The sequence below is a fragment of the Enterococcus canis NBRC 100695 genome, from assembly GCF_001544375.1.
Classification (GTDB): Bacteria; Bacillota; Bacilli; order Lactobacillales; family Enterococcaceae; genus Enterococcus_H; species Enterococcus_H canis.
In genome coordinates this window covers 358,346-370,384 of the sequence record NZ_BCQJ01000003.1, presented here as the reverse complement: position 1 = coordinate 370,384, position 12,039 = coordinate 358,346, and the positions used below count along the sequence as shown (strand labels likewise).

The window sequence follows — 12,039 nt, the reverse complement described above, 5'->3', positions numbered from 1 at the left end:
GCGTAAAATAGTAATAGGAAGCGTCTGGGACGTAACTCAAAAAGTTATGTTCCAGATGCTTTTTTTTAGACCAATCCTGAAAAGTGGAATTGGTCTGTTTTTTTATTCAGAAAAATGTCCTCTTTTACTTGATTTTGACCTAAAGTGGCACATTGGCACATAGAAGTGTGCCAAAGGTATAGGTGGTAGTTGTTGAAACCACTTTCTTTAGCGCTTACAATAAAAGTGTAGAAAGAATAAAGGAGGAAGAAAAATGGAACAAACAGCACAGGGTACTGGGCTAAAGGCCAAAATCCAGCGCTTAGGAAGTTATCTAAGTGGCATGGTCATGCCCAACATTGGCGCATTTATTGCATGGGGTGTTATTACAGCATTATTCATTGACACAGGTTGGATTCCCAACGCGCAGTTGAACGAACTAGTTGGACCAATGCTAACGTATTTATTGCCATTATTGATCGCTTATACGGGTGGTAGCATGGTTCATGGTCAACGAGGAGCAGTTGTAGGGGCAATCGCTACGATGGGGGTTATCGTTGGTTCGGATGTCACGATGTTTATCGGTGCCATGATCATGGGTCCTTTAGGGGGGTGGGTCATTAAGAAATTCGATGATCTTTTCCAAGATAAAATTCGGGCTGGTTTTGAAATGCTAGTTAACAACTTCTCAGCAGGTTTACTTGGTTTCGGATTAGCAATTTTAGGTTTCTTCGCAGTTGGACCAGTGGTTACCAGCTTGACCAATGTGATGGCAGCCGGCGTTGAAACCATCGTTAATGCTAACCTATTGCCGCTGGCTAATATCTTTATTGAACCAGCAAAAATCTTATTCTTGAATAACGCAATCAATCACGGCATTTTGACACCATTAGGAACAGAACAAGTAGCAGAAGCCGGAAAATCAATTCTCTTCTTATTAGAAGCGAACCCTGGACCAGGTTTGGGTGTCTTGTTAGCCTTCTCTCTATTTGGTAAAGGTTCCGCGAAATCTTCGGCACCAGGCGCGATTATCATCCAATTCTTGGGTGGGATTCATGAAATCTACTTCCCATATGTCATGATGAAACCATTGATGTTCTTAGCAGTTATCGGTGGTGGTGTAGCTGGTACTTTCACGTTCCAATTATTAGGTGCAGGTCTACAAGCAGCAGCTTCACCAGGCTCAATTATCGCCATCATGGCTATGACACCTCGTGGCGGCTACTTACCAGTAATTGCTGGGGTCTTAGCTGGCGCAGTTGTGTCCTTCTTGATTGGGATGGTGGTCTTAAAAGCGGATCACTCCGTGGAAGAAGATGCTTTTGAAGATACGGTTGCTGCAACACAAGCGGCCAAAGCGGCTTCTAAAGGCCAAACAATGACTATGACGGAAAAAATCGTAGCCGACAATGCAGCAACTTTCGATGATGTGACTCACATTATCTTCGCTTGTGACGCTGGTATGGGTTCAAGCGCGATGGGGGCTTCCATCTTACGAAACAAAGTGAAAAAGGCCGGCATTGATGTGACGGTCACCAACTCTGCTATCAACAATTTGAAAGATGAAGACGATGTTCTGATTGTGACCCAAGAAGAGCTGACGGAACGCGCAAAACAAAAAACACCACATGCCGTTCACGTTTCGGTAGAAAACTTCTTAAATAGTCCAAGATATGACGAAATCGTCGACAAAATGAAGAAATAAAGATACCCGTAGAGCAGTGGAGTTTCTTCACTGCTTTACGTTGTTTTTAAGAAGGGAGGTTGCCATGTACTTTTCATATCGCGAAAAAAAGATTTTGGAGTTGTTGGTGGAATACCGCAATGGCGTGACGGTAGAAGAATTGAAACAACTACTACAAGTCAGCCGCCGTACCATCTACCGAGAAATTTCCAGTATTGAAGCGACGCTAGCTCAGTTACAGATTCAAATCGTTAAGCCACGAGGCGCCGGTTACCGTCTAGTCGGCGAAGAATTTCAAATCGAAGAGTTAAAACGAAAGCTTTCACTGGATGAGGAAGAGGCTTTCGATACGGTAGAGCGCCAGCAAGCTTTGGCTGTAGTCTTATTACTAGCGGAAGAAGAACTGACGATGGAAGCCTTGGCAATTGACTTTGAGGTTAGTGTTAGTACCGTGAACGCTGATTTGACAGTGATTGAAACGACTTTTCCCGATTATCAGTTGCAGCTGGAAAGGCGCAAGTCGCGGGGCGTAATCGTGGTAGGTGGTGAAAAGGAACGTCGTCAAATCCTCAGCAGTTTGATTTATACACGGGTCAACGAATACGACTTTTTCCAATATATGCATCAATTAACCAGTGACGCGCAGCCACTGCCACAAAACTTTTTCCTACAACAAGTCTCACCACGTTCACTGTTTTGGGCTAAGCAGATTATTTTGCATAACCCCGACAAACTTTTTACAGAAGTAATTGATAACCAATTGCAGCAGATTTTGCTGATTTTAGCGATTTCCATTGACCGTATCGTGAGTGGTCATATGCTCTCTCAAACGGTAGATAGCCACCGGATTCGCAAAGATTCTTTACAGGTGGCGCGTCAAATCATGAATTTCATGGAACAACAGCTGGGGGAGACCATCAATGAGAACGAACGAAATTTCTTTGCCCGTCAGCTAGAAGGCTTGAATTACAAGATTCCTCAGAATATTTTTCTTGAGTCTTTTGATGTCGAGCTTTCCTATAAGATTAAAGAGTTGATTCGACTAACAGCCGGTGAGACGGGCATCGATTTTCGGAAAGATGAAACCTTGTTTTATGACTTAATGGCCCATATGGCAGCGGCCCTCAAACGACCGGTGGCATTGGGGCAGCAGCACCACAATCCTTTATTAGAAAAAGTTATTAATGAGTATCATCAATTATACTTAGGAGTCAAAAAAGCCCTAAAACAAGTTTTTCCTGAGCATGAGCTATCACAAGATGAATTGGGTTATATCGTGATCCACTTTGCGACCTCCTTGGAACGTAATCCTGGTAGTCGTGATTTAGCGGTTTTAGTTTTATGCTCTAGCGGGGTAGGGACAGCCAAAATTTTAGAAAGTCGGATTTTAAAATTCTTACCGGAAGTCGAGCAGGTAGAAGTTGCCCGCCTTTCACAAATGGAGCGGCTTCATTTTGAGCAATACGATATGATTTTATCGACGATTTTTCTACCCGGTTTCCAGTTGCCTTATAAAGTGATTTCGCCATTATTATTGGACGACGAGATTCAAGAGATCCGCCAATACATCAAACAAGAGTTTAACAGTGAATTGCCAGCCAGAAAAGAAGTCGTGATTCCGCAACAATCGGCAGAGGAATTTGACGATATTTATCAAACCATGAAGGTTGCCAATAATTTATTGAAACAGTTTGATTTGAAACAAGTTACGAGTCAAGCAACCTTAGAAGAAACACTCTTGGCTATTCTGAAAGAGCTGGAAGGTTTTGTCGTGACGGATGCCGAAAAGGTCGCTGAGCAGGTGATTCAACGCTATTTAGTGGCACCGATTGGTATTCCTAATTCCAATATTGCCTTATTCCACAGTGCCAATGCTTGGGTCAAAATGCCTTACTTTGGTATTTATGAATTAGATCAGACTTTCCCGATATTAGGCATGGATAAGCAGAGTATCGAACTGAAACGAATTTTACTAATGCTGGCACCGGATCCCTTATCACCGGAAGATCAACATTTATTAGGAAAAATCAGCAGTTCGGTCATTGAAAGCGACTTGAATACCGAGATTTACAAACATGGCTCTAAAGAAATTATTTATCAGCTACTTAGCTCCCTCTTCGTTGGGGAAATACGAAATATAGATTAGGAGAATGCCACATGAAGTTAGACACATCCATGATTTTATTAAACCAAAGCTATCCAACCAAGGACAAAGCTATTCAAGCCGCGGGACAGTTATTAGTTGATGCCGGTTGCGTTGAGGCGGCTTACGTCGAGGCGATGATTGAACGAGACAACTTAGTTTCTACCTATATGGGAAACTTTGTCGCAATTCCCCACGGTACTGACGAAGCCAAAAAATTTGTGAAGAAGACGGGGATCTCTGTGATTCAAATTCCAGAAGGGGTGGATTTTGATACAACCGGTACCGAAGAAAAACTGGCAATGGTCATTTTTGGGATCGCAGGTATTGGTGATGAACATTTAGACCTACTTTCTAAAATCGCGATTTTCTGTTCGGATGTTGAGAATGTGGTTCGCTTGGCGAATGCGGATTCGAAAGAAGCAATTGCCGCAATGTTAGAGGAGGTAGAAGCCTAATGAAAGCAGTTCACTTTGGCGCCGGCAATATCGGTCGCGGTTTTATTGGCGAAATTCTTTCGCAAAACGGTTTTGCTATCACCTTTGTTGATATCAATGAAACGATTATTGATGCCTTGAAAGCCCGCGGTACCTATGAGATTGAGCTGGCGGATGAAAAGAAAGAACGGATGACGGTGACGAATGTGACCGGACTTAATAATCAGCAGGAACCGGAAGCTGTGGTGGCGGCGATTGCGGCAGCCGATATCGTGACAACGGCGATTGGCCCTAATATTTTGCCTTTTATCGCAGAGTTGATTGCTAAGGGCATTCAAGAACGTTTCCGTCAAGGAAAGCCCGCTTTTGATGTGATTGCCTGTGAAAATATGATTGGAGGCTCGGCTTTTCTAAAGGACAAGGTTATGGCCTTTTTAGAACCTGCAGAGCAAGCTTACGTTGAGGAAACGGTGGGCTTCCCTAATGCGGCAGTCGATCGTATTGTGCCCATTCAACATCATGAGGATCCGCTATTTGTTTCCGTTGAACCTTTTTCTGAATGGGTGATTGATGAAACCCAAAGTAAAGGAGTGGATCTGCGCTTAAACGGTGTGCACTATGTGGCTGATTTAGAACCATATATTGAACGTAAATTATTCTCCGTAAATACGGGGCATGCGACAACGGCTTATACTGGCGCTTTCTACGATTATCAAACGATTGATGAGGCTATCAAGGATGAACGCGTCCTAACTCAGTTACAGGCTGTGCTGGAGGAAACAGGGGACTTGTTGATTCATAAGTGGGATTTCGATCCGGCAACGCATCAACAATATATCAATAAGATTATCGGCCGCTTTCAAAATCCCTATATTTCAGATGCGATTACTCGCGTAGCCCGCACGCCGATTCGTAAACTTGGCTACGATGAACGCTTTATTCGGCCAATTCGTGAGCTGCATGATCGTGGTTTGAACTATGATCATTTGGTAGACACAGTAGCGAAAGTTTTCCATTATAATGACCCAACTGATGAAGAAAGCGTCAAGCTGCAAACCATGCTTAAAGCACAAAGTTTGCCAGAAGTGATTAAAGAGGTCACTAAATTAACTGATCCAACATTACTGACCGCTATTGAAAAAGCAGTCGAGGCTTAAATTCACGAGTCTGAGGGATATCCTCAGACTTTTTTTGTATTTTTCGATAGACTAAAGCAAAGAGGTGAGGAAATTGGAAAAATTACAAAGCTATCAGCGAATTTTAGCCCTTGCTCAAGCGGGTTTAATGTATGGCAAGGATGTCTTTGATCAAGAACGCTATCAGGAATTATATGAACTGGCGACGATGTTATTGGCAGAAGTGGGGAAAACAGATGTGGCGACTATTCAAGAGCTCGTAGCGGATTCTGGTTACCCTACCCCCAAAGTCGATGTGCGGGGCTTTATTACAGAAGGCGACAAAGTATTACTAGTCCAAGACACTGCCAGCGGACGCTGGTCGCTGCCGGGGGGATATGCGGAGATCGGTGTTTCGCCCAGTCAAAATGTTCAAAAAGAAGTACTGGAAGAAACAGGACTGACAGTCACAGTCGCCGGTTTATTGGCCGTTTTTGATACGAATTTGCGTTCAGATATTCCGCAACTTTCCCAGTACTATAAATTGATTTTCGCTTGTGAACCAGTTTCTGGTCGCTTCATCGAAAACAGTGAAACGACTCAAAGTGCTTACTTTTCACTGGACAAGTTGCCGCCGCTATCGGAAAAGCGCACGACAGTTCAGCAGCTACAAAAACTATTTCAGCTCCGAGAAAAGGCTTTTTCCCAGTAATAAGGCAAAAAGTTGGTGATTTAGTTTATTTTTCGCTAGTCTAAAGGAAAAGGAGGGAATGCCATGAAAAACTTACGCTACAAAATCCCGCTAGAAGTAGGTGTCATTTTGCTAATGATTCTAGTCTTAGCACATAATTTACTCTTGTATCATTATGTAGATGGGCAGACGTTCTATTATGTAAATGTTTTGGTCTTGCTAGGTATCATTTTTGGGATGATGGGGACTTCACTTTTTGTCGTAATCATCTCCATGATCATGATGGCGATTGGCGCATTTATCCTCTATTTTTATCCCGTGGTTATGAGCCCTTGGTTGAAGAATTATCTGATTTTTATCGTGCCCGTTTTTTCATTGGTAGGTTATTGGCTTAAAACGGATATTTTTTTACGAAACCAGCTCATTGGCAATCGCCGCGATGTAGTAGCTTATTTAAAAAATACCGATGCTTTAACACAGTTAGGCAGTCTGACGGCATTTAATGAAACCTATCAACGATTCTTAACAAGTATTTCTCTGCGTCCCAGCAAGCAACGAAGGCTAGCGATCTCACTGTTTTTTGTAGACTTTTTGGATCAATACCGCTATCAAAGCGAATCACGTACCAATGAGCTATTGACGATTTTGGCGGATGATTTAACTGTGATCCGCTTGCCAGAAGAACAGCTTTTTTATGTCGATGAGGGAGCCTTTGTCGTGATTACCCCACTCTTTAATGCAGATTGTATTGGTGAAATTGAAGAACTGAATCAAGTGACTAAAACCCAGATGGGTCTGATCCCTTTTGATCATGACCAGGATATCACGATTCGCAGTGGGCTACTTGTGGTGGAGAGTGACAGCCAATTAACGCCGGAGCAGGTTTTAGGTAAATTGAACCGTCAAGCTGAAACGGATTTAGCAGAAGAATATATCGTATAGGAGGCCCTGATATGCGAATTTTTTATTGGTTGAGTATCATTGTGACCGCCTTGTTTTTTATCATCACTGTCGCGCTATTTATCTGCTCATTAGTGATCCAATCAAGGGTCTGGCGCTATTTCAAAAGGAGGAATCTCCGTGGCTAGAGGAATGTTGATTTTTACGATTGTTTCCATTTGGATCTCGGTTTTCTTCTCCTTGTTGACCTTGTTTGGAGCGGTGCGCTTTTTACTGACTCATTTAAAACGGCCCACGAGAGAATTGCCGCCCTTGTCCCGCTATCCCGTGGTGACCATCGTCGTGCCTGCTCATAATGAGGAGCTGGTGATCAAGGATACCGTGAAGTCAATTTTACGGATGAATTATCCAAAAGAAAAAATGGAGATCATGGTTTTTGCCGATAACTGTGATGACAATACCTATGCCGAGGCGCAGGAACTGATTTCGCGAGAGGAATACCAAGGCTTTAATGTTCGCATCATTGAGCGGACAGGAACTGGTGGGAAAGCTGGTGTGCTAAATGATGCGCTGGCGGATGCGCAGGGGGAGTGGCTTTGTGTGTATGACGCTGACGCCATGCCGGAGCAAAATGCCCTCTATTTCCTAGTCAAAAAAGGCTTAGAGGATCCGGAACGTTATACGGCTGTTTTCGGTCGGAATAAGACGCGGAATTATAAACAAAACTTTTTAACCCGTTGTATCAATTTGGAAGTTGTTACCAGTCAACGGATTCAACACACCGGCTTGTGGCAGTTGTTTAAAATTGGTCACATTCCGGGGACCAACTTTATTATCCAAACGCGCTATGCGAAAGAAATCGGTGGCTGGGATAATGGTGCCTTGACGGAAGACACGGCCTTGTCCTTTAAGCTGATGGAGAAAGGCCTGCTGATTGCCTTAGCACCTCAATCGGAGGCCTTTCAGCAAGAGCCAGAGACGGTCAAAGTGTATTACTATCAGCGAAAACGGTGGGCTAAGGGCAATTATGAAGTAATCACCAGCAATCTCCACCATCTAATAGATCGTAGTAATTGGCGCATCAAATGGGAAGTCTTTTATTATGTCAATACCTTCTTTTGGTTCAATTTTGCGATTGTCGTTTCCAATTTGATTTTTTTAGCAAATTTGGTGGTGATGTTTATGAATTTTGTCGGGATTCCGATGCAGCTACCCTTTACTTTTGGGGGAGGTAATCGGCAAATTGCCGCGATTTTGTTAGTTAACTGGGCCTTGATGTTCGCTATCTATCTGCTGCAAATCAACATTGCTTTAGTTAGTCAGTATGGACAAGCGACTACCGAGAATTTTCTTTATTCGGTGGCCTCGTATTTTACTTATTCACAACTGTTTTTAATGGTGTCATTAGTCGCCTTTTTCTCACTGATGTTAGACCGTATTTTAAAACGAGATGGCACAAAATGGTATAAAACACAGCGATTCAACGATTAAGGAGGGAGACCAGCATGAAACGAAAACCACTCGTCCTTTGGGGCATCGCGGCTGTACTGCTGGTCTCTTATATAGGGATCTTATTTATGAGTATTTCAGCGAATGATCAAAGAATTCAAATCAAAGCCTACGAAGATTGGCGGAATGCTTATGTTCGCCCAGCGGCAGTAGGCAGCTACGTCAATACCACAGCCGGTAAACAAACCGCCCTTTCCGAAGCGCAGGGCTATGGGATGGTGATTACCGTTCTAGCAGCCGAAAAAGGTTTTGCGACAGAAACGGAGTTTAAAGAGCTAGTGGCTTATTATCAGGCCCATCAACTTAGTGATACCAATGCTTTGATGGCCTGGAAGCAGGAAGAAACGAAACAAGGGTGGCAATCGGTGAGTCAACACAATGCTACTGATGGTGATTTGGATATTGCCTACGCCCTCGTGCTAGCGGCCGAACTTTGGCCTGATAGTGGTTATCAGCAGCTAGCGCAGCAGCTGTTAACCAGTATTCAGCAGTATAATTACAACCCTGAAACTGGTTTTTTGACGGTGGGGGATTGGGCGACTGTTGATAAAAAAGCTAGCACCTTGTTGCGCCCATCGGATGTGATGCCTAGCTATTTCGAAAAGTTTTATGACTTCACGCAAGACGCTTTTTGGCAGCAGGTCAAGACGCGGGGACTAGCGTTATTGACAGAACTTAGTGATGATAAAACGGGGCTGATCCCGGATTTTGCTTGGATCGGGGAAAAGGTGACGCCAGCTAAAGCCAATGAGGTTAGCAATGCCTATGATGGGGATTATTCAGATAATGCTTGTCGGATTCCGATGCGGCTAGCACTTTCCGACGATGAAGGCTCACGAAAATTGTTAGATAAAATGTTGCCATTTTTTAATGAGCAGACCGTTGTTTATGCAGGCTATACGCTAAAAGGCAAACCATTGCAGGACTATCAGTCGCTGGCCTTCTCGGCACCCTTGTTATTGGCGGGGAAACAGGATGCTGCTTATAGTGGTTTGATTACTTCGCAAAACTGGGTGATTGCCGAACCAATTCAAGGAGATAATTATTATAACGAGACACTGAAAGTTTTAGTGACCCTGTGGATGTATCCGGTGAAATAACTCGAAAAGCTGACTTTTAACGAAGTCAGCCTTTTTTTTGCAAAAATTTGGTCTAGATCGATAGGAAATACTAGTCAAGGCTGACGGTGCGTGCTATAATTGGGCTATACCAAATTGATAGGACAAGGAGCGGTAATTCATGAAAGTTATTCGTGTAAAAGACGCAGCAGAAGGCGGCAAAAAAGCATTTGAGATCATTCGCGACGGTATCCAAGCAGACGCAAAAGTATTAGGTTTGGCAACAGGTAGTACGCCAGTAACGATGTATAACGAAATGGTAGCAAGTGATCTTGATTTTTCCAATATGACTTCTATCAACTTAGATGAGTATGTGGGCTTAGGACCAGATGATGACCAAAGCTACCACTACTTCATGTTTGACCATTTATTCAACAAAAAACCATTTAAAGAAGTCTTTGTACCAAATGGTTTGGCAACTGATTTAGAGGCTGAATGCCAACGTTACGATGGCGTGATTGCAGAACATCCAATTGACATCCAAGTGTTAGGTATCGGTCATAATGGCCATATCGGTTTCAACGAACCAGGAACTTCTTTTGAAGAAACAACCCATGTGGTGAAATTAACGCAATCAACAATTGACGCTAACAAAGTTTACTTTGCCAGCGAAGACGATATGCCTAAAGAAGCTTTATCTATGGGAATCGCTTCTATTATGAAGAGTAAAAAAATCTTGTTGATGGCTTTTGGCGAAGGCAAAGCTGACGCAATCAAAGGCATGATCGAAGGACCTGTTACAACACACTTGCCAGCAAGCGTACTCCAAAATCATGATGATGTAGTGGTTATCATTGATGAAGCAGCAGCTAGCAAATTAAGCTAATGAAACGATAGATCTTCTAACCCGCTGTGGTTGGAAGATTTTTTTTTGACGCGTACCAGGGATTTGTTATACTGAGGGAGAAAGGTGGGGAACTGCAATGAATCTTGTAAATTTTCGTGATTTAAAAGGACTAAGGACCACTTCTGGGCAGGTTATCGGTAAATCTTTGCTGCGTTCTGGCGAAGTAGTAGCGTTAGATCAAGAAGCAACGGTGCTATTGTCTCAGCATGGTTTGACGCAAATTGTGGACCTTAGACGTCCCCGAGAACAACTGTTACGACCGGATGACAATTTGCCAGGAGTCAATCATCTGCCCATCGATTTGATGGCCACTATCCCCGATGATACTAGTCGTGAGAATTTTTTGAAGTGGGACATCGCAGTCATTGATGAAAAAATGCAAGCAATCTATCAACAGTTAATTATTGATGCAACTGCTCAAAAGGGGTTTCGCGCTTTTTTTGAAACATTAGCCAGTGGCGACACGGTTCTGTTCCACTGTTTTGCGGGTAAAGACCGGACGGGGGTAGCCGCAGCCTTGGCCTTAGAAGCGTTAGGCATACCTCGGACGCTGATTATGGAAGATTATTTAGTCACTAATCAGGCCCGTCAAGCCGCTAATGAAGTGGTTTTACAAGAGGCAGCTGCAGCAGGTGCTACTCAACGTCAATTGGCTAGCTTAAAAACAGCCTATGAAGTCAAAGCTGACTATCTGCAAGCAGCTTTTGCACAGCTAGACGAGACTTATGGCTCAATTGATGGCTATTTAGAGCAATTAGGGGAACCTAATATCAAAAAAGAACTACAAAAAATTTATTTGCAAGAGCCAGGTAAGTAAAACTGCAACGGTTAAGGACAGAAAATTGACACCATCATTATTCAGCCAAGGGAGTCCACGGACATATTGGGTGGGTTGTTGATGGTGTTTTTTGCGTTCCGTCAATTGGCCACAGACGCTACAACGATATTTTACTTGGAGCATTTCACCTAAAAGACTGTCCACAAACATGGCAGCTAGTCCAATGAAAACCAATGACCAAAACCAGCCAGCAGTGAAGGTTTCTCCCCTTAGCCAAAAACAGCACCAAGTCAATAAGGTCAGGAAGAATGCGCCAAAAAAGCCGGCAATACTGCCTAGCCAAGTGACACCACCCGAGAGCCCTGTTTGGGCTGGCTTGTGGGAGAGGATGTAATAAGGCGTTGCCAGAGATAGCCGTCCGATTTCTGAAGCCCAAGTGTCAGCCGTTGCGCCACTTAGTCCGCCAAAAAAGCCCCCTAGAAAAAGGGGTTGCTGCGTCGCTTGATAGAGAAGGAGGCTCAGTAGACTAGGCAGTAAATTCGCGCATACTTGCCAGCCATCACGCCTGTTGCCCTTTTCCGCAATGGTATCCTTAGCGAAATAACCTAGGATGCCACCACTGAGAAAGAAAAAACCCACCGCCAGCCAAGCTGGCCACGGCGCCAAAAGAAACAATAGCCAACCAAAAAAAACAGCAGTCACAGCGCCAGAAGAGGTCAATAGTTTAGCGAGATAAGCAGTGCCGGCAATGAGGGCACTCATGAACAAGTAAAGAAAAGTCATAAGATTCATCCTTTTTTTGAGAATTTGAACGAAAGTCGGGTCCTTTTTGTTACAA

Annotated in this window: 12 protein-coding genes; 11 read left to right on the top strand and 1 reads right to left on the bottom strand. The window is 43.6% G+C overall.

Annotated elements, in window-relative coordinates; genetic code table 11:
* Positions 1-253 precede the first annotated feature (253 nt).
* The 11 genes from ECA01S_RS07040 to ECA01S_RS06995 all read left to right on the top strand — a co-directional run bounded on the left by ECA01S_RS07040 (position 254) and on the right by ECA01S_RS06995 (position 11,240).
* Entirely contained in the window at positions 254-1,684 is a 1,431-nt protein-coding gene (locus tag ECA01S_RS07040) for a PTS mannitol transporter subunit IIBC (RefSeq protein WP_067393161.1), read from the top strand.
* Positions 1,685-1,748: 64 nt separating this feature from the next.
* The gene (locus tag ECA01S_RS07035) at positions 1,749-3,809 is read left to right on the top strand and encodes a BglG family transcription antiterminator (protein WP_067393159.1); all 2,061 of its coding nucleotides are present in this window, start codon (positions 1,749-1,751) and stop codon (positions 3,807-3,809) included.
* Between the two features lie 11 nt (positions 3,810-3,820).
* A complete protein-coding gene (locus tag ECA01S_RS07030) occupies positions 3,821-4,264 on the top strand; it encodes a PTS mannitol transporter subunit IIA (RefSeq protein ID WP_067393155.1) in 444 nt (147 codons plus the stop codon).
* Positions 4,264-5,400, top strand: coding sequence for a mannitol-1-phosphate 5-dehydrogenase (locus tag ECA01S_RS07025; protein WP_067393152.1), 1,137 nt, complete (start codon positions 4,264-4,266; stop codon positions 5,398-5,400). The genes ECA01S_RS07030 and ECA01S_RS07025 overlap by 1 nt, the downstream gene beginning before the upstream one ends.
* Before the next feature lie 73 nt (positions 5,401-5,473).
* On the top strand, positions 5,474-6,070 hold the full coding sequence (locus ECA01S_RS07020) for an NUDIX hydrolase (RefSeq protein ID WP_071858943.1): 597 nt from the start codon (positions 5,474-5,476) through the stop codon (positions 6,068-6,070).
* A gap of 63 nt (positions 6,071-6,133) precedes the next feature.
* Complete coding sequence (locus ECA01S_RS07015) at positions 6,134-6,991, top strand: hypothetical protein (RefSeq protein ID WP_067393149.1); 858 nt, start codon at positions 6,134-6,136, stop codon at positions 6,989-6,991.
* 11 nt (positions 6,992-7,002) lie between these two features.
* A complete protein-coding gene (locus tag ECA01S_RS14715; RefSeq protein ID WP_281176654.1) occupies positions 7,003-7,137 on the top strand; it encodes a hypothetical protein in 135 nt (44 codons plus the stop codon).
* Positions 7,130-8,440 carry a glycosyltransferase family 2 protein gene (locus ECA01S_RS07010; protein WP_067393146.1) on the top strand — a complete coding sequence of 437 codons (1,311 nt, stop codon included), beginning with the start codon at positions 7,130-7,132 and terminating at the stop codon, positions 8,438-8,440. The genes ECA01S_RS14715 and ECA01S_RS07010 overlap by 8 nt, the downstream gene beginning before the upstream one ends.
* A 14-nt stretch (positions 8,441-8,454) precedes the next feature.
* Positions 8,455-9,558: a family 8 glycosyl hydrolase gene (locus ECA01S_RS07005; protein WP_067393143.1), complete on the top strand. Its 1,104-nt coding sequence runs from the start codon at positions 8,455-8,457 to the stop codon at positions 9,556-9,558.
* Positions 9,559-9,697: 139 nt separating this feature from the next.
* A complete protein-coding gene (gene nagB, locus ECA01S_RS07000; protein WP_067393140.1) occupies positions 9,698-10,402 on the top strand; it encodes a glucosamine-6-phosphate deaminase in 705 nt (234 codons plus the stop codon).
* 97 nt (positions 10,403-10,499) lie between these two features.
* Positions 10,500-11,240, top strand: a complete 741-nt coding sequence (locus ECA01S_RS06995) for a tyrosine-protein phosphatase (protein ID WP_067393136.1) — start codon at positions 10,500-10,502, stop codon at positions 11,238-11,240.
* On the opposite strand, the gene ECA01S_RS06990 is transcribed toward ECA01S_RS06995, so the two are convergent.
* Entirely contained in the window at positions 11,205-11,963 is a 759-nt protein-coding gene (locus ECA01S_RS06990) for a DUF92 domain-containing protein (RefSeq protein WP_169792765.1), read from the bottom strand. The genes ECA01S_RS06995 and ECA01S_RS06990 overlap by 36 nt on opposite strands.
* Positions 11,964-12,039 lie beyond the last annotated feature (76 nt).